Annotated in this window: 19 protein-coding genes; 14 read left to right on the top strand and 5 right to left on the bottom strand. The window is 62.6% G+C overall.

Features of this window, described 5'->3' with window-relative positions; genetic code table 11:
* Positions 1-82 precede the first annotated feature (82 nt).
* The 4 genes from RWZ58_RS03145 to dacB form a co-directional block, all read right to left on the bottom strand.
* Positions 83-703, bottom strand: a complete 621-nt coding sequence (locus tag RWZ58_RS03145) for a hypothetical protein (protein ID WP_005507641.1) — start codon at positions 701-703, stop codon at positions 83-85.
* 241 nt (positions 704-944) lie between these two features.
* Complete coding sequence (locus tag RWZ58_RS03150; protein ID WP_314657349.1) at positions 945-2,186, bottom strand: MFS transporter; 1,242 nt, start codon at positions 2,184-2,186, stop codon at positions 945-947.
* A 438-nt stretch (positions 2,187-2,624) separates the two neighbouring features.
* Positions 2,625-5,735, bottom strand: a complete 3,111-nt coding sequence (locus RWZ58_RS03155) for an AAA domain-containing protein (protein WP_314657351.1) — start codon at positions 5,733-5,735, stop codon at positions 2,625-2,627.
* Positions 5,736-5,924: 189 nt separating this feature from the next.
* Positions 5,925-7,484, bottom strand: a complete 1,560-nt coding sequence (dacB, locus tag RWZ58_RS03160) for a D-alanyl-D-alanine carboxypeptidase/D-alanyl-D-alanine-endopeptidase (RefSeq protein ID WP_314657353.1) — start codon at positions 7,482-7,484, stop codon at positions 5,925-5,927.
* 318 nt (positions 7,485-7,802) lie between these two features.
* On the opposite strand from dacB, the gene ppa reads away from it, so the two are divergent.
* The 5 genes from ppa (at position 7,803) to folE (ending at position 13,427) form a co-directional block, all read left to right on the top strand.
* Positions 7,803-8,288, top strand: coding sequence for an inorganic diphosphatase (gene ppa, locus RWZ58_RS03165; RefSeq protein ID WP_005504328.1), 486 nt, complete (start codon positions 7,803-7,805; stop codon positions 8,286-8,288).
* Positions 8,289-8,473: 185 nt separating this feature from the next.
* Complete coding sequence (tilS, locus tag RWZ58_RS03170; RefSeq protein ID WP_314657356.1) at positions 8,474-9,607, top strand: tRNA lysidine(34) synthetase TilS; 1,134 nt, start codon at positions 8,474-8,476, stop codon at positions 9,605-9,607.
* Positions 9,608-9,802: 195 nt separating this feature from the next.
* A complete protein-coding gene (gene hpt / locus RWZ58_RS03175) occupies positions 9,803-10,354 on the top strand; it encodes a hypoxanthine phosphoribosyltransferase (protein ID WP_005504342.1) in 552 nt (183 codons plus the stop codon).
* Positions 10,355-10,648: 294 nt separating this feature from the next.
* A complete protein-coding gene (gene ftsH / locus RWZ58_RS03180; protein WP_314657358.1) occupies positions 10,649-12,856 on the top strand; it encodes an ATP-dependent zinc metalloprotease FtsH in 2,208 nt (735 codons plus the stop codon).
* Complete coding sequence (folE, locus tag RWZ58_RS03185; protein WP_005504347.1) at positions 12,843-13,427, top strand: GTP cyclohydrolase I FolE; 585 nt, start codon at positions 12,843-12,845, stop codon at positions 13,425-13,427. Before ftsH ends, folE begins: the two co-directional genes overlap by 14 nt.
* A gap of 155 nt (positions 13,428-13,582) precedes the next feature.
* Here the strand turns inward: folE and RWZ58_RS03190 are convergent, their stop codons facing one another.
* Positions 13,583-13,789 (bottom strand): hypothetical protein, encoded by a 207-nt coding sequence (locus tag RWZ58_RS03190; RefSeq protein ID WP_294627161.1) that lies wholly within the window; start codon positions 13,787-13,789, stop codon positions 13,583-13,585.
* 157 nt (positions 13,790-13,946) lie between these two features.
* Here RWZ58_RS03190 and folP point away from each other — a divergent pair, with 157 nt between their 5' ends.
* From folP to lysS, 9 genes are all read left to right on the top strand, one after another.
* Positions 13,947-14,906, top strand: a complete 960-nt coding sequence (folP, locus tag RWZ58_RS03195; protein ID WP_314657361.1) for a dihydropteroate synthase — start codon at positions 13,947-13,949, stop codon at positions 14,904-14,906.
* A 41-nt stretch (positions 14,907-14,947) separates the two neighbouring features.
* A complete protein-coding gene (gene folB, locus RWZ58_RS03200; protein ID WP_314657363.1) occupies positions 14,948-15,361 on the top strand; it encodes a dihydroneopterin aldolase in 414 nt (137 codons plus the stop codon).
* Entirely contained in the window at positions 15,361-15,996 is a 636-nt protein-coding gene (gene folK / locus RWZ58_RS03205) for a 2-amino-4-hydroxy-6-hydroxymethyldihydropteridine diphosphokinase (protein WP_399549420.1), read from the top strand. Before folB ends, folK begins: the two co-directional genes overlap by 1 nt.
* 45 nt (positions 15,997-16,041) lie before the next feature.
* A complete protein-coding gene (locus RWZ58_RS03210) occupies positions 16,042-16,560 on the top strand; it encodes a DUF3180 domain-containing protein (protein WP_005504359.1) in 519 nt (172 codons plus the stop codon).
* A complete protein-coding gene (locus tag RWZ58_RS03215) occupies positions 16,547-17,344 on the top strand; it encodes a PH domain-containing protein (RefSeq protein ID WP_314657365.1) in 798 nt (265 codons plus the stop codon). The genes RWZ58_RS03210 and RWZ58_RS03215 overlap by 14 nt, the downstream gene beginning before the upstream one ends.
* Positions 17,344-19,236 carry a PH domain-containing protein gene (locus tag RWZ58_RS03220; RefSeq protein WP_314657367.1) on the top strand — a complete coding sequence of 631 codons (1,893 nt, stop codon included), beginning with the start codon at positions 17,344-17,346 and terminating at the stop codon, positions 19,234-19,236. Before RWZ58_RS03215 ends, RWZ58_RS03220 begins: the two co-directional genes overlap by 1 nt.
* A 133-nt stretch (positions 19,237-19,369) precedes the next feature.
* A complete protein-coding gene (locus RWZ58_RS03225; RefSeq protein ID WP_314657369.1) occupies positions 19,370-20,332 on the top strand; it encodes a DUF2520 domain-containing protein in 963 nt (320 codons plus the stop codon).
* Entirely contained in the window at positions 20,329-21,276 is a 948-nt protein-coding gene (gene panC, locus RWZ58_RS03230; RefSeq protein WP_314657370.1) for a pantoate--beta-alanine ligase, read from the top strand. The genes RWZ58_RS03225 and panC overlap by 4 nt, the downstream gene beginning before the upstream one ends.
* Positions 21,277-21,328: 52 nt before the next feature.
* Positions 21,329-22,912: a lysine--tRNA ligase gene (gene lysS / locus RWZ58_RS03235; protein WP_083324832.1), complete on the top strand. Its 1,584-nt coding sequence runs from the start codon at positions 21,329-21,331 to the stop codon at positions 22,910-22,912.
* Positions 22,913-23,364 lie beyond the last annotated feature (452 nt).

Genomic DNA, 23,364 nt, shown 5'->3' on the forward strand with positions numbered 1-23,364 from the left:
GGGCGGGATCGGGTGTTCGGTTCCGCGCTGGCAGGTACGAAAGGCTGGCAGGCACGAAAGAATGAGGGGTGCGCGGCGGCGGTTAGGTGGCGCGGCGGCGCGAACGGTCAATGCGGGTCAGCAGCTCGATGAGTGCACCGCGTGCCGCCTGCTCCTCGTGCCAGAGGGAGCGGACGAGAGTGCGACTGACCGCCTGGGTGGTGATGCCGAGTGCGGTTGCGGCTGCTTTCTGCTGGCCGCGCACGCCGGGTACGAGCAGGTTGACCACGCGCCATTCGGCGTCGGTGCGGTCGGCGCATACGCGGTAGAGCAGGCGTGCGGAGCCTGCGGCGAGGTCTGCGAGGTGGCGGTTGTCGGCGCTGACGCTGATGCAGCGTACGGGTGCGCCTCCCTGTGCTTCTTCGACGGCGAGGCGTGAGAATTCGAGGGCGTCGCCGGTGCAGTCGGTGGTGCTGACGGCGCCGAGTGCGCCTGCGAAGCGGGGGATGTTGAGCTCGCCAATTCCGATGCCGACCCAGAAGCCGTTATCGCGCGCGGCAATGAGCGCCGCGTGTAGTGCGTCGCTGGCGCGGTCGAAGGCGCCCTGAATTTCGTCAGGGTATGTCTGGGCGAAGGCAACACGCGGGTTGAGCTTTGCGAGTTCGTCCGACAGTGCAGTGAGTGAGTGCTGTGCGGAACGTTGAATAAAGGTTAGAACGAACACCTTCCTATTATGCCGTAAAACCTTCAACAAGCGGCGTAAGGTTCGCCGTAATACCGGCAACATTTAAAGCCTCAAAAATACGCATTGATAAGGGGAATTATCGTGAGTGTGCACTGTGTGCAGAAATCCTCAAAAGGACGTAGAACACCCCCGAAAGGCAAATAATTTTCATGCAAGTGCACGTTGAATTATTCGCTTTCGGGGGCGTTGAGTGGAGTTGATAGACGGGGCTACCGCGGAACTACTGTGCGTTCGTTACCTGCGAGATATGCGGCAGTTGACGCAGCGGCTTCTGGAATACCATCACCACCAGCGACAGGAAAATGAACACCGCGTAGAACAGCGCCGTGTACGTAATACCCCAATCAACAATGAGGAAACCAGCCAGCAGAACAGCCAGCGGGGTCAGCGCCATGTTCGGGATGCCCTGCACCGAGTGCACGCGACCGATCATGTGCTCCGGGGTGGACGCGTTGATGTACGCAATGATGCTTGAATTGAAAGAGGGAAGCACAACACCCGCCAGCACAATCAGTAGGCACACCGCCCACAGCATCGAATGAACCACCGGCAGCAACAGGTAGCATGCCGACATGATAGCCAGGGAGGTGATACCGAGCGGGCCAAGCGCAAACTTCTCGGTCAGCGGGCCGACCAAGAACGAACCGAGCAGCACGCCCACGCCGAAGGCGCTCGCAAAAATACCGATGAAAAGCGGGTGTGCACCCTCCAGGGTGTAGTAGTAGATGAAGGTCAGCGGAATACCGACCGTTCCAAAGTTCGCAAGCGTTGAAACGAACGCAATGGACACCAGTACCTTGTTCTTCAAGATGTACTCGAAACCGGCTTTTGAGTCCTGCCAGAAGCTGGTTTTCTCGCCCTCCTCCTCTTCCGCGGGCTGCCGACTAGCGCCGTAGGTCTTGGGTGCAACGATGAACGCCAGCAGGTTGACGACCGCGTGAACAGCGGTCATGAGCACGGTCGAGAAGCCAATAATGATGCCGGCGACCGGGCCGCCCAGCAGGTTGGCGGTGGACTCGCGCGTCTCACCCATACCGGAGGCGTACCCCAGGTGTTCCTTGGGGACTACGCGGGTGATGATGGACTGTTCACTCGGGTAGTCGAAGGTGGAAATGATGGCGGCGAGAGAAATCGTGATCACCAAAACGTAAATGTTGGTGACGTTGAAAACGAGGTAGAGAAGAATCGCTATCCAGGACAGTGACTGGCCAATACAGGATAGTGCCAGGCACTTTGAGGGGCCGATTCTGTCGACCCATGTTCCAGATACCGCTCCGGCGCAGGTGGCGAGAACGCCCGCGACGAAGAGGGTGATACTCGCAGCTTCGGGGGAGCCGGTCAGCGCCAAAATAATGATGGGCGTGGTGATATAGCTCATCGAGTCTGAGAGCTGGTTGGCTCCAATGGCGAAAAGAGTATTTCTAAAATCTTTATTCTTGAGTAGCTCGGTGTTGACACTCATGGGGGCCTCCACGATGGGGTTTAGGGTGTCGCGCGGCGTGCAATCCGCCGTGTGCAGTTCGTCGTGCGCAATCGTATGAGTGAATACCCTGACAGTCGGCTGTGTCTGCCTGTATGTGCCTGTTTCTGCTTGTGCCCGCCGGTCATGATGGGTGGTTGAGGATGCACGGAGCGGCTCATCGGGAGCCACCCCCCGCACAAAAGTGTGTCGCGCGATACTTTAGATTCTATAAGAGACGTGAATCATATGCGTGAAGGCTAGTTGAAAAATTTTTCTCATTTTGAGTATTGACATTAGGGTTAGTCTGACTATAATTCATTCTTGGTGCTTTCCGTGGCTAAACCTTCGGGGGCTAAACCCTGACTAAACCTCAGCTAAACCCGATTCCGGGCACGCCAAAGACCCCCGCAACGCAGCGGGGAACTACTCAGCGGCGCGCTACTCCACCAGACCTGCGAAGCCCGACAGAGCCAGCACCTCCTCAACATCCTGCGGCACCGAACGCGCCACCCACGGCGAATGCACCAACACCGCCCGCCACTGACCGCGCGACACCGCCACATTCAAACGATTCGGCGAGAGCACAAACCCGGCACCGCGCCCAGAATCAACCCGCGACGACGCCAACGACACCAACACCACCGCAGCCTCCTGACCCTGGAACTTATCCACCGTACCCACACGCACGCCAGCACCCGAAGAATCCGCCAGTCCAGCGGCAATCAGCGCCTCACGCACACAATCAACCTGCGCGTTATACGCCGCCACCACAATACAATCCTCCGCCGCCAACGGGCGCGGCTCAGCACCGGCCGCCGGAACCCACTCACGACCCAACAACTCGCGCACGCAATTCACCACCGCCTGCGCCTCCTGCACAGAACGCACCGAACAACCCGCATGCTCCACCGGATACGACACCACACCCGGCGCAACACCCTGCAGAGCGCGACCAGCCGTCGCCGCCGCGCTCGCCAACGCGCCATCATACGACAGCCACGAAACCCGCTCGCACAACGCCGAATCCATACGCCACGACTCGCCCAAGAAATAGCCAAAACGAGGATCCAACGCCGCCGCACCGTCAGACAACCAGCCCAACGCCGAAACATCCACCGGGTACGGGTGCACACCCGTCGACACCTGCGGCAACTGCTGCGGGTCCCCCAGTAGCAGCACCGAACGCGCCGCACGAGCCGCCGCCACCGTATTCGTCAGCGAGAACTGGCCAGCCTCATCAACCACCAGCACGTCCAGCGACCCGGCAGGCACGCGACGCTCACTCACGTAATCCCACACCGTACCGCCAAATAGCAGGCCGCCAGCACCAGAAATCAGCTCCACCAGCTCAGAATCAGACACCTCAGACCACGGTGCGTCCGGGGTCACCGACTTGCCGCGCAGACGCACCGCACGCGAAACATCAAAACCATCACGGGCACAGCACGCCACCATGAGATTCTCAATCACCGCATGCGACTGAGCCACCACGCCCACCTTCGCACCCTCCGCCACCAGGCGCGCAATCACGTGCGAGGCGAGGAAAGTCTTGCCCGCACCGGGAGGGCCCTGAACCGCCACATAGGAGTGGTCGAGGGCGCGAACCGCCGCGTGCACGGCATCCACCGTGGGCAGGTCAGAGGCGTGAAAATCAACCTCACGGGGTAGATTTTCTGCATTTTTAGCGTTCGAGGCGCTCTTCTTCAGGCGCGGCGCGCGGCGGAACAGCAAATCCGCGGAGGCGCTCTCCACACCCGTCAGGGAAGCCGCTGCATCGAGCACGCTCGGCAGGGCGCCGGGGGAGGCGGGGGCATCGGAGGGCTCGGAATCTTCATCGGTGATAGGGCCGCTAGGCATGAGCGCGCTAGGCATCAGAGCACTGTCGAAAAGCAGCCCGTGCACATCGGCCTGCAGAGCCGCCTCAATCGTCGCCGTAGACACCGGATCGCCAGGACCAATACCCGAAGGCAGGGCACCGTGCGGCTCATCCTTCACGCGGATGCGCTCCTGCAGAAGCACCTCCAAGAACTCGCCGGTCGACCCGCCAGCAACCTCTGCGGCAGTCTCTTCGGGGTCCGCAGAATCCTCGGATCCGGCACGGAAACCGCCCTGCGCCACCGCCAGCACACGCATGCCAAAGAAACCCGTCGCCGCCAACTCGGCGGGCACACGCTCACCCGGATTCGACGCACGGAAATAATTCAGCTGCGACTCCATACGGTCCAGCGCAATCTGCGGGCTCACCCCCGCCTCATACGCACAAAACACCGCACGGTCAGAGGGCGCAATCACCAGGCTCGGGTCAGCCTCAATTCGCGCACGCAACAGGCGCACCTGTGCGCCGCGCACACGATACCAGCCGGGGGCGTCCTCAACCTCGGTGGGCTCCTTCATGGCGGCGGCAAGCGCTTCCAGGTCTGCGGGGGTGTTCAGAAGAGCGTGCGCATGCTCCGCCGAAAGTACCTGCACCCGGTCAAGGTACGCGTAATCGCGGCTCGCCACCCACGCCGTCGGGCCGTCCTCCAGGCGGCGAATGTGCTCACGCCAGAACGGGGCGCGCTCACGGCGGTGGTAATTCGTCATGGACAGTAGCATCGCCGCCTCAAGCTCACCGGCGCCCCAGCCGTGCTCCGCCGCGTGCTCTTCGAGGGAGGCGAGCTGGGCATCTAGCAGGCATTGCAGGCGGTACTGTTCGCTGTCGTTCTCCACGGCGGCGGGCACCCGGTACATGACCAGATGCTCCTCAGTCTCCCGGTCCTCGGTGGCGTCTTCGGCAGTGTCTTCGGCGATGAGTTTCGGGGCGTCGGTCGCGAGGGCAAGAGATGCCGCTGTGTTCAGGTATGTGTTCAGGCATGCCGGGCACTCGCCGCAGGTCAGAAAATGCGGGATGCGCTCGGCAAGGTCCGCCGGTTCCACACCCTCGTTCAGCGCCTGGGTGAGCGAGAGGAGGCGCTGCTCCTGCAGGCGGATGAGCGGCAGAATACGCGCCGAATCAACCCGGTGAGGTTGACCGGCGGGGGAGGAGAGTTCAGTATGCTCCGATTCGGGTTCCGCGCCGCGCTCCAGGCAGAGGTCGAGGCGCACCGCGTTCTTGGCACTTTCGGTGGCGCTCTCAGCGGCACTCTCAACGGCACCGGCGGTCAGCAGGTGAGCCGCCAGGGCACCGCGCAACAGTGCCCGATGCGCCGCCTCACCCAGATGCGGGGTGCAGACGATCTGGGCGGTATTGCTCTCGGCGGTGCTGTTCGCAGCCGGGCAGTCGAGGCGGTCAAGCTCCACCGTGTAGGTCAGCCCCGCCGCGGAGGTCGCCACCAGGGGTACCGGGTGCACTGTGCCGCCCGCATGCTCACCGCTGACTACTGCACTGCCGACCATGCCACCTTCGGTCAGCACTCGCAGGCACTCGCGGTACGCCTCGCGGGCGCGCTCGGACTTCTCGGCGGTCGGGCACGCAGACTGCTTCTGCGCACGCTCCTGAAGCTCGGTGTAGAGCCGCAGCTCGCAGATGGAGGTGGCGGTCAGATCAGCGAGGGTGAAGGTAAGGTCCATGGTGACTTTTCTGCTGGAGGAGAGAGAAACAAGGCGGGCGTGAAACCCGCCGGGTAAGTGGGTGGGAGCTCCGGTTGAGGAGCCTGTCGGCGCCCCGAGCCACCCCTTGTCCCGAGAGATCTTGCCCCGAGAGGTTGATTTTCAGGTTTCACGTGAAACACTACATAAAATCAACCTGCACGGGGTGATTTAGGGGGTCTTTGCTGCTTCTGTAGTAGCGTCCACGGAAGCTTCCGGCGCGCTAGAAGCGCTAGAAGCACTAGAAGCACTCGGCGCGGTCGAGCGGTTCGCAATCGCCGCCGCCGCGGCGTCCACGCGTTCCTTCGCGGCGGGCAGCGCATCCGAGCCGCCCAGATCGTTCAGAATAATCGCGAAAATCAGGCGGGTGCCGTCGGGTCGGGTCGCCACACCGCACAGCGAAGACACCGTGTACAGGGTGCCGGTCTTCGCCTGCACAAAAGTGCGCGCGTGCACGGCGTTCGCCGCACCAAAACGGTCGGTCAGGGTGCCGCTCACGCCCGCCACCGGGAAGGTGCTCATGAGTTGCTCGGCGTGCTCGTCGGCGTTCATGAGCGCAATAACCTGCACGAGGGTTCGGGCGGTCACGCGGTCCGTCAACGACATGCCGCACACGTCCGCCTGCACCAGGTTTTCAATGTTCACGCCGGCATCCACGAGCGCCTGGCGCACGGTTTGCTGTGCCGCTTCGCCGCTGCCTTCCTTACCTGCGGCGATGGCGGCGCAACGGCCAAGCACCTCAGCCAGGGCGTTATCGGATTCGAGCATCATGTGCTGCGCCTGCTCCAGCAGGGTTGCCGACTCGACCGCGGCGATTTCAACCGCTTCCGCAGGGGCAGTGCGGCGCTCCGCGAGGGTGAAGCTCAGCCCGGACTCCTTACCGGCGGTGTTGAGCGCATCCACGTACGCCTGCTGGGCGGCAACCGCCGCATCATCCGGGCGTACCGGGTTGCTTGCGGTCGACTTGCCCGGCACCGTGTGCGATTCGAGCGCAATCGGGTGAATGGGCGTGATCTGGCCGGATGCCACGTCCGCAGCATCCCAGCCGGGGTTCACGCTGGGGCCGCTGAAGAAGGTGCCGTCCAGGTAGACGGGCAGCGCCGCGGTCGGCTTTTCGCCCTCGTTCAGCGCCTTCACGGTCAGTTCGGCGAGGGTGCCCAGGCCTGCGCGTCCCACAATCTGCTTCGGGTTGGAGGCGCCCGCACCGAGCAGGGTGTCGCCGCCCGCCATGAGGTACAGTCCGGCGGTGTCGCGGGTGACGCGGGTGCGCAGGCGCGCCTGCAGGTTCGCGTAGTGGTTGAGCGCGAACAGGGTCAGCACCTTAAAGGTGGAGGCGGGCACACGCGCGGTGTCGGCGTTGGCGGCGTACAGGTCGACGGGTGCGGTGGTCGCCTTGACGCTGGGCAGGTTGCCGTCCATGCCGGTGACGAGCAGGCTGTACTGCGGGTAGGTGCCGTCCGCGAAGAGTGCGGTGAGGGCGTTGCGTAGCTGCTCCTGTTCCGCTTCGGGCAGTGCGGGGGCGAGGGCCGGGCTCGGGGTAGCGCTCGGGGTTGCGGAGGCGGTCGCCTCGGCGCTGCCGGATGCACTGCCGGTGGGGCTTGCGGAACCTTCGGGGCGTTTCTGCTCGGTTGCGGCGGATCCGCAGGCGGTGAGGAGGAGCATGCCGCCGAGGGTGAGGGCGGCGCGGCGGGTGAGGGTGGTGGTCTGTGTGCTGGGCTTGTTGGAAGGCATCTTTTGAGCATAGCGGGCGGATGGCTTACCTATCGAATTTGCGCGCCGGTGTTGGAACACTCCTGCCGCGTTCCTCCCTCCCTTCACGAACCCTATCTGCCCTGCCCGGCACGGCGGCGGGTCGCGCTGGTGTGCGCGGGACCAGGCGGAACGTTAACAGTGGTGTGAGCGTGGTAAATTACGCTGGTTTTGGCGCCGAATACGCGGTTTCGGTGTGCGTGAACGGGTTACAATGGGTGAGTTCAACACCTAACTTTCGCACCTTGCGCGCCGAAGTCGCCGCGAAAGTGACTCTAACTCACGAGAAAGAAGGTTCCGATGGAACTCGACGTCACTATTGAAATTCCCCGCGGCTCCCGCGTGAAGTACGAAGTGGACCACGAGACCGGCCGCCTGCGCCTGGACCGCGTGCTGTTCACCTCCATGCAGTACCCCACCGCTTACGGTTACTTCGAGAACACCCTGGGTGAGGACGGCGACCCGCTGGACGCAATGCTGATCCTGGACGTTGACGTTGTTCCCGGCGTGCTGGTTGAGTCCCGCCCCGTTGCAGTGTTCAACATGACCGATGAGGCTGGCGGCGACGCTAAGGTTCTGTGCGTTCCCACCGACAAGCGTTACGACCACATCAAGTCCCTGGCTGATGTTCCGGAGCAGCTGAAGGCTGAGATTCAGCACTTCTTCGAGCGTTACAAGGACCTGGAGCCCGGCAAGTGGGTTAAGGGCGAGGGCTGGGAAGACCTGGCTGCTGCTGAGAAGATGGTCCAGGAGGCTATCGACCGTTTCGCAGCTGAGGGTCACTAAGCTGCCGCACCGTTAGGTGCACCCGGTTTTTAGAGGGGGCGTGTTCCCCGTGTCCGGTTCGTGCGAGTTTTCGTGCGTGCTGGAGGCGGTGGGCACGCCCCCTTTTGCTGTGCCCGTACTATTAACACGGGTGCCGCCATGGTTGCCCTCTACAGGTAAACCGTAACTTCTGATAGGACTGGTTCATGCAGAATGGACGCGCAGGACGCCTGCACCCCGCCGTCGGCACTGCCCGCCGCCACCTCGCCGCCGCCCTCGAAAAGCTCCTCGGCGCAGGAAGCATCAAAGCCACCGGACGATCCCGCACCGCCTCCACCGCGGACGCCGCCGACCTGCCCCTGCTCCTGGTCGCCTGCAGCGGCGGCCCCGACTCCCTCGCACTGGCAGCCATTGCCGCGCACTTCGCCCGCCGTGGCGACGTACGCGTAGGCGCCATCATCGTCGACCACGGCCTGCAAGAAAACTCCGCCGCAGTCGCCGCGCAGACCGCGCAGACCCTCACCGACCTGGGGCTTCACCCCGTCATCACCGAAAAAGTGCAGGTTCCCGTCGGCAACATGGGCCCCGAAATGGCGGCGCGCACCGCCCGCTACACCGCCTTCACCCAAGCTGTCGAAGCCACCGGCGCCCGTGCCGTGCTACTCGGCCACACCCTCGACGACCAGGCAGAAACCGTGCTGCTCGGCCTAAGCCGCGGCTCCGGCACACGCTCCCTTGCCGGTATGCCGCCCGTGCGCGTCGAAGGGGGCGTCACCTACCTGCGCCCCTTCCTCGGCCTGCGCCGAGCAGACATGCTCGACATCTGCGACGCCGAAACCCTCACCCCCTGGATCGACCCGACCAACACCGACCAAACCCTCATGCGTGCCCGCATCCGCCACAGCGTGCTGCCCTACCTGGAGGAGCACCTCGGCGGGGACGTCGCCCGCTCCCTGGCGCGCACCGCCTCCGTAGCCGGCCCCGATGCCGACTATCTCGACGAGCAGGCGCAGGCAGCCTACAAGCAGGCGCTTCTACCCGCCGGAACCGCCGTGCGCGGCATCGAACGTGAGGACGCCGTGCTGCTGGATCGCGCGCAGGTGGCGGAGCTGCACCCGGCGCTACGTTTGCGTGTGCTCGCGACCGCCTGCAAGGCAGCCAGAGGAGAGAACCCCAGCTTCGAGCGACTGCAGGCGCTGGACTCTTTCACCGCCGAATACGCGGTAGCTGGGCCCGTTCAGATGCCCGGTCACGTGAGCGCGTACCGCCGCCGCAAAATTGTGCATCCGGCAACCGGTGAACGCCTGGACGTGCTCGTATTAGTGCCAACTCGACCCTAACTAGGTGCCCAGCTAGATGCCTGTGGAGCGCCCTCAGCACACACTATCTGCGTGGTGAGGTGCGCCGCGGCGCCGTTTTAAGCCATACTTAAAGCGAACACCATCCACATTGTCCGCTGTGGGAAGGCATGAAACCCCGCCCCCGGGGCCCCGGCGGAGGCGCAGAGCGTCTAAAAGAATACGAAGGAATACATCGTGCAGGCTATCGACGTGCAGGACGATATCAAGAACGTTCTCTTCAGCAAGGAAGAGATTAACGCGAAGGTCGCCGAACTGGCGGCGCGCATCGACGAAGACTACGCCGGTAAGGACGTGCTGTTGGTGGGTGTTCTCAAGGGCGCCATCATGATCATGGCTGACCTTTCCCGCGCTCTCAAGGGCCACTACACCATGGACTGGATGGCTGTTTCTTCTTACGGTTCCGGCACCAAGTCCTCCGGCGTTGTGCGTATCCTCAAGGACCTGGACACCGACCTGGTGGGCCGCAACGTCCTGATTGTTGAAGACATCATTGACTCCGGTCTGACCCTGGCATGGCTGCAGCAGAACCTGATTTCTCGCGGCGCAGCTTCCGTTGAGATTTGCACCCTGCTGCGCAAGCCCAAGGTCGTCAAGGCTGACGTTGAGGTCAAGTACGTCGGTTGGGACATCGAGCCCGAGTTCGTTGTTGGTTACGGCCTGGACTTCGCTGAGAAGTACCGCAACCTGGACTGCGTCGCAACCCTGCACCCGCACGTTTACTCCTAAGCCTTCACCTCAGCAACCATGCTGTAGGTGGTTACGCCCCGCCTCCTCACGCTTGTGGGGGAGCGGGGCGTTGCTGTACCCGGCGGCGAATGTACGCGGAGGCGGATGTACCCGGCGCAGAAGATGCACTTTCACCCCCGCCGAGTGCTACAACCCTTTAGCCCGCAGGTGAAATAGAGAAGCCCGGTACCTAGCCGCCCGCCGGGGTAGGGTACATTTAAGGTTGCATCGTTGGGTGTTCCGGCAGGCATGCCGCACCCCAACGGGTTACAGCCGCAACGTAAGGACAAAGCATTGGCGCAAACCCCCAATACTCCGCAGAAAGGCTCGGAGGGCTTCCTGAAGAAGCTGATTAACGGCCCCTGGTTCTGGCCGGGCGCAGCTCTCGTGATCATGCTGGCTTTCCTCATGGCCTCCTTCTTCACTCAGCCCTCGCGTCAGGTGGACACCAACGTGGGTCTTCAGCTGCTCAACGACCACCAGGTCAAGAGCGCAAAGATCTACGACGGCGACCAGCGCGTCGAGCTGCAGCTTAAGGACGACTACAAGAAGGGCAACGACAACTACGGTAAGTCGGTGCGCTTCTACTACGTGCAGCCCCGCGGCGAAGAAGTCGCTAAGGCAATGGAATCCGCCGAGCTGGAAAGCTACACGGACCAGCCGGTTGAGCACAGCTTCCTGAGCTCCCTGGTGTCCCTGCTCCTGCCGATTCTGCTCTTTGGTGTGCTCTTCTGGTTCCTGATGGGACGAGTCGGAGGCGGCTCATCCGTGATGAGCTTCTCCAAGTCCCGCGCGAAGAAGTTCACCAAGGACAAGCCGGAAGTCCGCTTCAGCGACGTCGCCGGCGTGGACGAGGCGCTCGCCGAGCTGGAAGAAGTCCGCGAGTTCCTGGCTGAACCCGAAAAGTTCACCCGCCTGGGTGCAAAGATCCCCAAGGGCGTTCTGCTGTACGGCCCTCCCGGCACCGGTAAGACCCTGCTCGCCAAGGCTGTGGCGGGCGAGGCTGGCGTGCCCTTCTACTCGATTTCTGGCTCTGACTTCGTTGAAATGTTCGTGGGTGTGGGTGCGTCCCGCGTGCGCGACCTGTTCAAGGAAGCGAAGAGCGACCCCGCCGCCATCGTCTTCGTCGACGAGATTGATGCTGTTGGCCGCCGCCGCGGCGTCGGCATGGGCGGCGGTAATGACGAGCGTGAGCAGACCCTGAACCAGCTGCTGGTTGAGATGGACGGCTTCGACGGCAACTCGAACGTCATCGTCATTGCGGCAACGAACCGACCCGACGTTCTGGACCCGGCGCTGCTGCGTCCCGGCCGTTTTGACCGTCAGATTGGTGTGGACGCCCCCGACATGCAGGGCCGCGAACACATCCTGCGCGTTCACGCCGCAGGCAAGCCGATTGCTAACACCGTTGACCTGGCACAGGTCGCTAAGCGCACCCCCGGCTTCACCGGTGCTGACCTGGCGAACGTCATGAACGAGGCGGCTCTGCTGACCGCCCGCGATAACGGCAACGTGATTGACGACCGCGCTATCGACGAGGCAATCGACCGCGTCATGGCTGGTCCGCAGCGTTCCTCGCGCATCATGAACGAGCACGAGCGTAAGGTCACCGCATACCACGAGGGCGGTCACGCCCTGGTCGCGGCGGCACTGCGTAACTCCGCGCCGGTCACCAAGATTACGATTCTTCCGCGCGGCCGCGCCCTGGGTTACACCATGGTCATGCCGCAGGACGACAAGTACTCCACGACCCGCCACGAACTGCTCGACCAGATGGCGTACGCGATGGGTGGCCGTGCGGCTGAGGAAATCGTCTTCCACGACCCGTCCACCGGTGCGTCTAACGACATTCAGAAGGCAACCGACACCGCCCGCAAGATGGTCACCGACTACGGCATGAGCGCCGTGATTGGTTCCGTGAAGCTCGGCGGCGAAGACACCGAACCGTTCCTCGGTGGCGGCGGCGCTTCGGCACGCAACTACTCCGACGCGACCGCGGCAAAGGTTGACGCTGAGATCCGCGCCCTGCTGGAGCAGGCACACGATGAGGCATTCCAGATTCTGCTGGAAAACCGCGATATTCTGGACCGCCTGGCGTTCGCCCTGCTGGAGAAGGAAACCCTGCTCGAGAACGAGATTGCCGAAATCTTCAAGGATGTTCGCAAGCGCCCCGAGCGTGAGTACTGGTACTCCAAGTCGACCCGCGAGCGTACCGACATCCCGCCGGTGAAGGCACCGAGCGAGCTGGCGAAGGAAGCCGAAAAGTCTGAGGAAGCACCTGCCGAGGCGCCGACTGTTCCGGTAGCACCGGCTGCACCCGCGCAGCAGGTCCCGGTAGCACCTACGCAGCCGTTGCCGCCTCAGGCGCCCCTCAGCGACCCGGACGCCGACCCGACCGTCGCAATGCCCACCCAGCAGTACCCGAACTACCCCGCCCCTCCGGCGCAACGCCCGGAGAACGGCACCCCGAACCAGAATGGAGCAGAGAATGAGCGAGGCTAAGAACGCCGTCGACCAGCCGCGTATTGAGGCTGCCGTCCGAGAGATTCTGCTCGCGATTGGTGAGGACCCGGACCGTGACGGTCTGCAGCAGACCCCGGCCCGCGTGGCGCGTGCCTACGCGGAGTTCTTCTCGGGCCTGCACCAGGACGCCGGCGAGATTCTGGGTACGACCTTCGATATCGCCCACTCCGAGATGGTGCTCGTGAAGGACATCCCGTTCTACTCGACCTGTGAGCACCACCTGGTGCCCTTCCACGGCGTGGCGCACGTGGGTTACATCCCGGGCCCGGACGGCAAGGTCACCGGCCTGAGCAAGCTCGCTCGCGTGGTGGATATGTACGCTCGCCGCCCGCAGGTGCAGGAGCGCCTGACTACGCAGGTGGTGGAGGCTCTGGAGGAGCACCTGAACCCGCGCGGCGCGATTGTGGTGATTGAGGCTGAGCACATGTGCATGTCGATGCGCGGTGTGCGTAAGCCGGGCGCAAAGACCGTGACCAGTGCGGTACGCGGTGCGCTGATGAACGGCGCAACCCGTGCGGAGGCGATGAGCCTGATTTTCTCGCAGCGCTAAGCGCACGATAGACACGCTAAAAGGGGCGGAGGTGAAAACCTCCGCCCCTTTTAGCATCGCCAAAGTGCTCCGAGAGTGTGTTCTGAGCCGGGTGCCTTCTGCGGCCGTGGCGGCGCCGATAGTGCCTTACCGCAGAAGCTAGAAGAGCCCCACCACTAACGCTGCAGGCGACCCTTCGCCTCGCTCGGATCATCCCAACCCAGGGCAAGCGTCACGATCAAGCCCACGGCAATGAAACCGCAACCGGTTGCGGTGCCGAAAGCAATCCAGCGGACCGCGGGGGCGCCTTCAGCAAGCACAATGGTCACAAGCGCGGCAAGAGCCACCAGGGACAGGATCCAAGCGCCGGTCTTCATATTCACAATGAGTCACTTCCTAGAGTATGTATGTGTATGAGGTGCCCAACCCACACCGCTGTGACGCAGGCAGAGCATACCCTCCCAGGATACCCCTAAATCGGTATGCCATATGCAAATATGGCGCGCTGTGTCATCCGGCAGATTCGGTACGATTAAAACCATGACCGAATCCACACACACCACCCGTGTAGCACCCCTGCCCTGCGACGCGCTCGCCGCCGAACGCACCCTCGTCATGGGCATCCTCAACGTCACCCCCGACTCCTTCAGCGACGGCGGCCAGCACTACGCAGCCACCGACGCCATCGCCCGCGCCGCCCGCATGATTGCCGAGGGCGCCTCCATTATCGATATTGGCGGCGAATCCACCGGCCCCGGTGCCGTGCGCATCAGCGTGGAGGAGGAGCAGCGCCGCATCCTGCCCGTCATCGAGGCAGTCGCGCAGATGGGCACCACCATCAGCGTTGACACCATGAACCCGCAGACCGCCCGCGCCGCCATCGCCGCCGGTGCGCACATCATCAACGATGTGTCCGGTCTGAACGTAAGCGACGAAATGATTGAAACCGCCGCCGAGCTGCAGGTGCCGTACATCCTCATGCACGCCCGCGGCACCTCCCAGACCATGGACAGCCTGGCGGAGTACCCGCGCGGCGTGGTTACCGAGGTTGTGGAGGAGCTGACCGGCCTGCGTGAGCGTTTCCTTGCCGCCGGTGTGCTGCCGCAGAACCTGATTCTTGACCCGGGCCTGGGCTTCGCGAAGGGCGGCATGCAGGATTGGGAGCTGCTCGCCGCCATTGACGAGCTGCAGGGCCTGGGCCACCGCCTGCTCATTGCCGGTTCCCGCAAGCGTTTTATCGCCAACGCCCTGACCGCGGCGGATATGGCGCTGGCTGAGCGCCTGAACGCGAGCGGCTTTACCGCAACCGATGCGGGCGAAGCTGAACGCGAACTGTGGCAGTCGCTGTCGGAGCCGCGCCCGGCTGAGCACCGTGCCGCAGCCTCGGCGGCGGTAACCGCCCTGGTCGCGGCGCGCGGAGTGTGGGCGGTGCGCGTGCACGACGTGCCCGCCAGCGTGGATGCGGTGACGGTCGCCTCCGCACTGCGTTCTGTCAGCTAAACCTCGCTCGCCGACTACCCGAATACTTTTAGGAGACCCCAATGACCCAGGCAGATTACGCACGCCACGACCGCATCGCCCTCACCGGCATCACCGCCAAGGGCTACCACGGTGTGCTCGACTTTGAGAAGCGCGACGGCCAGCCTTTCGTCGTGGATGCGACCCTGTACAGCGATTTTTCCGCCGCCGCTGCGACGGATGACCTGACGAAGACCACGAACTACGCGCTGGTGGTGGACCTGATTCACCGCCACATTACGAACGGTTCGCTGGATTTGATTGAGACCCTTGCCGTGAATATCGCGGAGGGTATTCTCGCGATGTTTGAGCACGTTGAGGCGGTGGAGATTACCGTGTCGAAGCCGCAGGCGCCGATTGAGTTGCCGTTCGGTAACGTGGCGGTGAGTGCGTTCCGTGAGCGTGTTACTGAGCGTACCGCTGAGGGCGGCCGCTAGTGCTGGGCACCCAGAAAACCGACACGCAGAAGCCCGATACGCAGAAACCCAGCATACAGAGGCACCGCGCAGTGCTGGCACTGGGCTCGAACCTGGGCGAAAGCGAAGACACCCTGGAGCGTGCCGTCGCCGACCTGGTGGCGGGCGGCGTGCAGCTGGTGCGCGCCTCCGGGCTGTACCGTACCGCCCCGGTGGGTGGCCCGGTGGGTCAGCCGGATTTCGTGAACGCGGTCATTGAGGTGGCCACTGACCTGGGCGCCTACGAGCTACTGAAGCTGTGTAATGCGGTGGAGGCGGCGCATCACCGTGAGCGCCTGGTGCGTTGGGGCCCGCGCACCCTCGATATTGACGTGATTGACTATGACGGCGTGATCTCTGAGGATCCGGTGCTGACTTTGCCGCATCCGCGGGTGCAGGAGCGTGCTTTCGTGCTGGTGCCGTGGGCGCAGATGGACCCGCAGGCACACTTGACGGTGACCCGGCGTGCGGAGCCTTCGGGGGAGCGGCCGGATGAGGTTCCTGCGCCGCTGAGCCGCGAGGTCGTGAACGTTGCGGAGCTGTCCCGCACGCTGCTTGGGGCGGATGAAGACGCTATCAGCTATATGCGTGAGATGCAGGTACCTGATCAGCCTTAAATGTGGCACTCTGGAAGGTAGAGGAACCTACCGAAAGGAAACACCGTGAAGCCCCTGAGTTATCGGGCGATTATTGTGGCGGCTGTGTGCGGTGCCGCTGCCGCTCTTATGGTGAATTCCGCGATGATTGGCGCCGGTTTTGGTGAGCTGAATTTTTCGTGGATGCTCGGCGCGGTGTGCCTGCTGGTTGCGGCGGGCGCCGTATGGCTGGGTGTGCAGGTGGCTCGTTATCGTCGTATTCAGACGCGTGAGAAGGTACCCCATATGGGCCCGATTCTTGCGGCGCGTGCGGTGGCGTATGCGCAGGGTTCTATCATGACCGGTGCCCTGTTGACGGGCTGGTGCGCTGCGATTCTTGGTTACCATGTGGCGATGGTGTCTGTGCGCGGTTTTTCGGTGGTCTTTTGGGAGGTTCTTGTTAATTGTGTGGGCAGTGTTGCCCTGCTGATTGCTGGCCTGTGGGCTCAGCATTGTTGTCGTATTCCGCCGGAGGATGATGAGGATGCGGCCTCCTCTTCCGGTGCTGTAAAGCCGCGAGAGGGAGGAACCTATGTCGGCTCCTAACCAGAATAGTTATTCGCCGAATGGCCAGTATGGGCAGGACGCCCAACAGGGTCAGTATGGTCAGCCTGTTCAGCAGAACCAGTACGGACAGTACCAGCAACCCTACGGTCAGGCTGGTGCCCCGTATGGACAGCAGAGCCAGTATGACCAGCAAGCGCAGTATGACCAGCAAGCGCAGTACGGTCAGCAGGTTCCGCCCGCTGCCGCGTACCCGAACGCGCCTCAGCCGGTTCCCTCGCAGCCGGCACCTTCCCAGCCGGTAAGCTCCCAGCCGGTTCCCTCGCAGCCCGTGCCGGAGCCGCAGTGGGTGCCCGCCGCCTCCGGCTACCTGACGGTTCGTTTTGTTCACACTATTTCTGCCCTGGCGCTCCCGATTCTTGCGGGTGTTGCCCTGTATTGTGCGGGTGCGTTCTTCGGCGGCCCGGAGGTGCTACGCATCGTCGGTCTGGCGGTGGTCGCGGTGTTTGGTGTGTGGGGTCTGTGGTGGATTCTGACCACTCCGCGCCGTACTCGCGCGCTCGGCTACGCGCTGGAGTCGAATCACCTGATGGCTCGCCGCGGTATCGTGTTCCGTTCGATGAGCTCCATGCCGTACGGTCGCATCCAGTATGTTGATGTGGATTCGGGTCCGCTGGAGCGCATGTGCGGTGTTGCCCGCCTGACGGTGCGCACCGCAGGTACGACCACCGGCACGATGGTGCTGTTTGGTATTCCGCTGAACGTGGCGGAGGAGCTGCGCGCGGATCTGGTGCGCCGCGCCGATGAGCGAATGGCGGCACTCTAATGAGTACCCCGGTTCCGCCCAACCCCGCGTCGCAGGCACCGCAGCCTCCTGTGTCTCAGGTACCGCAGGAGCAGAAGTGGTGGCGTGCCGATATTCGCACGTTCATCATGAACCTCTGGTTCATTATTCTGTTGGCGTTTGGTTTCTTCCAGAGCATCATCCTGAATATTCTGACGACCCCGCCGAATGAGTGGGGCGCGCGCCTGACGCAGGCATTCGACGAGAACAGCAGCTATTTCAGCGCGACGTACTCGCAGCTCATCGGCTTCGGCGTGCTCATGCTGATTCTGGTTGGCGGCTCGATTGATTGGTGGTTTACCCGCTACAGCCTGGACGATTTGGCGATTCACCGCCGTAGCGGTTTTCTGTTCAAAAAGAACCGCACGATCCGCCTGGAGAGCGTGCAGAGCGTGGACATTTCGCGTCCTCTGGTGGCGCGCCTGCTGGGTCTGTCGGAGCTTCGTTTTGAGGTGGCTGACGGCTCTTCGGAGGCGCTGCACATCAAGTACGTTTCTGCCCGCAAGGCGGAGGTTCTGCGCCGCACCGCGATGGCGAGTATTAACCTGCTGCGTTCAGAGGCGGCTGGCCGCCCGGTCGACGTGCTGCCCGACAGCATGCAGATTTCGGCGGAGCGCATGCCGGATGCGAATCAGCTGCATCACCCGTTTGAAACGTCCTATGAAGCGTCTTATGGCGCACCCGCGCAGGACGGCACCCAGCCCGCTCATCAGCAGGAGGCACCTCAGCAGGGCGACTACTCGCAGTCCGCACCCGTGCAGCCCGCACCCGAGCAGGGCATCCAGCAGTCCGGTACTCAGTACCCCGGCGCATCCCGCCGCGGCGCTCGCATGCCGATGCCGGTCGCGGCTGACCCATCGCAGCCGCCGATTTTCCGCATCTCGAATGTGCGTCTGGTTGCCTCCATCATGCTGGAGCATCTGGTGTGGCTGGTGCCCGTCGTGAGCCTCATGCTGGGTGCGGCCGTCTTCGCTGCGGTGATAAGCGGCGAGAACCCGTTCTTCATTTTCATGGCGTTGCTACCCGGCACCTTCGTACCGCTGCTCGGTTACTTGGGTACGTTGTGGGCGCGTTTTGATGGTGCCGCGAACTTCAAAATCACCCCGAGTGGTCAGGGCGGGGTGACCCTGCGGTACGGTTTCACCGGTACGCACACCCAGAACGTGATGGTTGAGCGTATTCAGGCGCTGGCGGTGGAACAGTCCATTCTGTGGCGTGTGTTCGGCTGGTACCGCATCAAGATGACCATTGCCGGTATCGGTGTTGAGCAGAACGACAACCAGAAGCTGGTGACCCGCAATGTTGCCCTGCCGGTTGGTAATAGGCAGGAGGCGCTGATGGTGTTGCGTCTGCTCCTACCCGCCCTGGATGAGGCGCAGGCGCAGGTGCTGCTGGATACCGCCGACGGTTCGCTGAAGCGTCAGCAGCCGCAGGTTCCGGCAATGATTGTGACCCCTTCGTCGGCGCGCTGGATGGACCTGCTCACCTGGAAGCGTAACGGCGTGACCACGGTCGGTTACACTGCCGGTTCGGCGCGGGCGACCACCCGCATTGATTCTGATGTCGCACGCGCGAGCGTTGGTGAGCATACGCGCGGTGACCTGTTGCTGATTCGTGGCGGCTACTTTATCCGCACGCTGTCGATTGTGCCGGTCGACCGTGTGCTGAGCGTGAGCTGGGGGCAGGGCCCGCTGCAGCGTGCTTTCGGATGCGCGAGCGTGCATTTCGGTACGGTACCCGGCCCGGTGCGCACCCTCATGATGCACCTGCCGCCGCGCGTCTGCGAGGACTTGGTGTGGCTGATGACGGTTCGCCTGGAGGGTATTGAGCCCTACTACCGCGTACCTGAGCCGGTACTGAGCGGGCGCCCCTAAGCCAGCCCGCCAGCTCAGCTAACCCGCTAGCTCAGCCAGACAACTAGCAAAACTGCAGAGCGCATCCTGCCGTCGGTGCTCTTCGTGACACCGGCGGCAGGGCCTGCGTGAAAGGGAGAATATACTTAAAGCCGTGATACAGCATTCAAAACCTGCGCGTTTGGGCATTGGAATTATTTCAGCCGGGAGGGTCGGATCCGTCCTCGGTGCGGCTTTGCGCGCCTGCGAACACACGATTGTGGGTGTTCACGCGGTGTCTGAGGCTTCTCAGGAGCGTGCCGCGATGCTGCTTCCCGATGTGCCGCTGCTGCCTGTGGAGCAGATTGCCGAACGTAGTGAATTGCTGATTCTTGCGGTTCCCGATGATGAGCTGCCGGGTCTTGTCACCTACCTGGCGTCCTCGGGAAGTATTACCGCCGGTCAGATTCTGGTGCACACCTCCGGCCGCCACGGCACCGAGGTGCTCGCACCGGCGACCGCGCTGGGCGCTATCGGTTTGGCGATTCACCCCGCCATGACCTTTACCGGCATGTCCGTGGACCTGCAGCGCCTGAATGGCACCTGCTTCGCCGTGACCGGTCCGGCGCCGTTCATCCCGATTGCTCAGGCACTCGTGGTGGAGATGGGCGGCGAACCCGTGCACGTTGCCGAGGCTGACCGGGCACTCTACCACGCAGCCCTGGCGCACGCCGCGAACCACCTCGTGACCATCCTGGGTCAGTCCCAGCAGATGCTCGCATCCATCGGTATTGAGGACCCGGCACGCTACATGGGGCCGCTTGTTCGAGCCGCCGTGGACAACGCGCTCGCCAGCGGCGAGGGTGCCCTGACCGGGCCCGTGGCACGTGGAGACGCAGGCACCGTGAAGGCTCACCTGCATGCTCTGAATGAGTACTCAGAGCATGAGAAAACAGGTGATATTACAGACTCTTATGCCGCTCTGGCACACGCAACCGCAAAAAGAGCGCATAATAGAGGTTTGTTAAACGATGAACAACTGGGACGAATTGAGAATCTGCTGGGTGAGTCTTCGGACCGCAACCACCCCGGCGATATTGACGATTCAACCCCCGAAAACAAGGAGTTCTCGTCATGACTGAGACTTCGAAGCCCCGAGTCGTGACCACCATTGCGGAGTTCCGCACGGCAATCACCGAATCTCTTGCCGCAGCGCAGGAGGAACTGGACCGGGCAGCCCGCCAGGAGGCGGAGCAGAACGGCACCGCAGTTCAGTACCAGAACGCATCCCTGGGCTACGTGCCCACCATGGGCGCCCTGCACGACGGCCACGCAACCCTGTTGCGTCGCGCCGCTGAACAGAATGATGTAGTGGTCGCCTCCATTTTTGTGAACCCGCTGCAGTTTGGCCCCGGCGAGGATTACGAAGCATACCCGCGCACCCTGGAGGCAGACGCTGCCCTGGCTGGTGCCGCCGGCGTGAGCATCATCTTCGCACCCTCTGTGGAGGAAATGTACCCCGATGGTGACCCGCTGATCCGCATTTCGAGCGGCGAGCTGGGCACCAAGTTTGAGGGTGCGACCCGCCCCGGCCACTTTGATGGTGTGCTGACCGTGGTGAATAAGTTCTTCAACATTATTCGCCCCGCAGCCGGTAACCACCCGGTGAATGCGTACTTCGGTCAGAAGGACGCTCAGCAGTACATCCTGATTCAGCGTATGGTTCACGACTTTAACCACGACGTGACCATGCGTCCGGTGGCGATTGTGCGCGACGATAATGGCCTGGCGCTGTCTTCGCGTAACGGCTACCTGTCGGATGAGGAGCGCGAGTCCGCCCTGGTGCTGTCCCGCACCCTGGCGATGCTGCGTGAGAATTCGCTGAACCGTGGCTTCCACGAGATTGATTTGGAGGGTGCGCGCGAGCGGATTAATTCCACTCCCGGCGTGCGCCTGGATTACTTGGAGTTGGTTGATCCGATGACTTTCGGTGAGCCGACTGAGGAGTCGGAGCGAGTGCTGGCACTGGTTGCTGCGTTCGTTGGCCCGACCCGCCTGATTGACAACATGGACCTGCGCTAAGCGTTCGCTCGTTTAGAAGAGTCCCCAACACACTACACAGATAGGTATCACCGTGAGCACTGAGCACACTGCCGCACCGGCGATTGCTGATATGTCCGAGCAGATGCAGATTCGCCTGGAGAAGCGCGCGAAGCTGATCGAGTCCGGTCGTGAGGCATACCCGGTGGGTTTGCTGGATTCTGAGGGTAACCGCGTGGAGCCCAACCACATTGAGGATCTGCGCGCCGAGTACGACCCGAAGCTGGAGTCCGGCGAACTGAAGGCTGGCGACGAGACCGACCGTGTGGTGCACGTGGGTGGACGCGTGGTGTTCGTTCGTAACACCGGTAAGCTGTGCTTCGCGACCCTGCAGGGTGGCACCGAGGGTAAGCGCATCCAGGCGATGCTGTCGCTGGCTGAGGTGGGCGAGGAGTCCCTGGCCGAGTGGAAGTCCCTGGTTGACCTGGGTGACCACGTGTTCGTGACCGGCCGCGTGATTGTTTCTCGCCGCGGTGAGCTGTCCATTATGGTGACCGACTGGAAGATGGCGTCTAAGGCGCTGCGCCCCATGCCGGTTCTGCACAAGGACCTGAACGAGGAAACCCGCGTTCGCCAGCGTTACCTGGACCTGATGGTTCGCGAGGAGGCTCGCGAGCTGGTGAAGAAGCGCGCCCTGATTACCCGCACCGTCCGCCGCGTGCTGGAGGATCACGGCTACATTGAGGTTGAGACCCCCGTTCTGCAGCTGGTGCACGGTGGCGCGACTGCTCGCCCGTTCCGCACCCACCTGAACGCTTTCGACCAGCCGATGACCATGCGTATTGCGACCGAGCTGCCGCTGAAGCGTGCAGTGGTTGGTGGTATTGAGCGTGTGTACGAGATTGGCCGCGTGTTCCGTAACGAGGGTGTGGACTCGACCCACAGCCCCGAGTTCACCACCCTGGAGTGCTACGAGACCTACGCAGACCAGTTCGTGATGGCTGAGCGCATGAAGGAGATTATCCAGAGCTGCGCGAAGGCTGTTGGTACCGAGCGTATTGAGACTGAGAACGGCACCATCGACCTGTTCGGTGAGTGGAAGTGGGTTGGCGTGTACCCGGGCCTGTCTGAGGCTGTGGGCGTTGAGATCACCCCCGAGACCGACGCTTCTGTTCTGCGTGAGATTGCTGAGAAGCACGAGGTTGATATCGACCCGAAGTGGGACGCTGAGAAGCTGGTGACCGAGCTCTTCGGTGAGATTGTTGAGCCGACCCTGGTGAACCCGACCTTCGTGTACGATTACCCGCCGAGCGCTCAGCCGCTGGCTCGTCCGCACCGTTCCGGTGAACCTCTGATTGAGGCGTGGGACCTGATTATTGGCGGTATGGAGCGTGGTACCGCGTTCTCCGAGCTGATTGACCCGGTTATTCAGCGTGAGCGCCTGACCGCTCAGTCGCTACTGGCTGCTGCCGGTGATGATGAGGCGATGGAGCTGGATGAGGACTTCCTGCGCGCCCTGGAGCACGGTGCACCCCCGATGGGTGGCCTGGGTCTGGGCATTGACCGTCTGATTATGCTGCTGGCGGGCGACCAGGATCCGGAGCGTCCGGGTACTGTGGTGCGTCAGCCCGGTATTCGTGAGACTATTCTCTTCCCCTTGATGAAGCCGGAAGCCTAAGCTTTAGCTTTACCTTGAGAGGCGATAATGCGGCGGGTGCCGCGGGTACGGTGTGTACCTGCAGCACCCGCCGTTTTGTGTGCACTGTTTTGCACGGTGTATAGCGTGTGCTGTGGGCTTAAATTGGTATTTGCACAGGTCAGAGGCTTTTTCGGTGCTTTTTTGTTCCATTCTGGTGCCGATTTATGCTGCTCTATTCGTTCTGGCGGGGGTTTCTGTTCTTATACACGAATGTGTCGTATAGAAAAGAATGAGGTGCTGGGATAGGGGCAGAATTTCGCTTTTGAATGGTTCGGAAATGTGCAGCATGAATGGTCTATTGTGGGTGCCTGTGTGAGCAGTGTATTTCCTGTAGATTGTTGGGCGGTGCTGGGTGCGCATTATTTGATATTTGTCTCCGTGTGTGCGCAAGAGAATCCAAAGTATTTGCACTCCAAACTGCACATTAATGT

The organism is uncultured Rothia sp. (assembly GCF_963544205.1).
Classification (GTDB): domain Bacteria; phylum Actinomycetota; class Actinomycetes; order Actinomycetales; family Micrococcaceae; genus Rothia.

Bases quoted from the DNA above. Each gene is read 5' to 3' on its own strand.
- RWZ58_RS03150 (WP_314657349.1), bottom strand. From the start codon at position 2,186: ATGAGTGTCAACACCGAGCTACTCAAGAATAAAGATTTTAGAAATACT.
- RWZ58_RS03155 (WP_314657351.1), bottom strand. From the start codon at position 5,735: ATGGACCTTACCTTCACCCTCGCTGATCTGACCGCCACCTCCATCTGC.
- dacB (WP_314657353.1), bottom strand. From the start codon at position 7,484: ATGCCTTCCAACAAGCCCAGCACACAGACCACCACCCTCACCCGCCGC.
- ppa (WP_005504328.1), top strand. From the start codon at position 7,803: ATGGAACTCGACGTCACTATTGAAATTCCCCGCGGCTCCCGCGTGAAG.
- tilS (WP_314657356.1), top strand. From the start codon at position 8,474: ATGCAGAATGGACGCGCAGGACGCCTGCACCCCGCCGTCGGCACTGCC.
- folE (WP_005504347.1), top strand. From the start codon at position 12,843: ATGAGCGAGGCTAAGAACGCCGTCGACCAGCCGCGTATTGAGGCTGCC.
- folP (WP_314657361.1), top strand. From the start codon at position 13,947: ATGACCGAATCCACACACACCACCCGTGTAGCACCCCTGCCCTGCGAC.
- folB (WP_314657363.1), top strand. From the start codon at position 14,948: ATGACCCAGGCAGATTACGCACGCCACGACCGCATCGCCCTCACCGGC.
- RWZ58_RS03215 (WP_314657365.1), top strand. From the start codon at position 16,547: ATGTCGGCTCCTAACCAGAATAGTTATTCGCCGAATGGCCAGTATGGG.
- RWZ58_RS03220 (WP_314657367.1), top strand. From the start codon at position 17,344: ATGAGTACCCCGGTTCCGCCCAACCCCGCGTCGCAGGCACCGCAGCCT.
- panC (WP_314657370.1), top strand. From the start codon at position 20,329: ATGACTGAGACTTCGAAGCCCCGAGTCGTGACCACCATTGCGGAGTTC.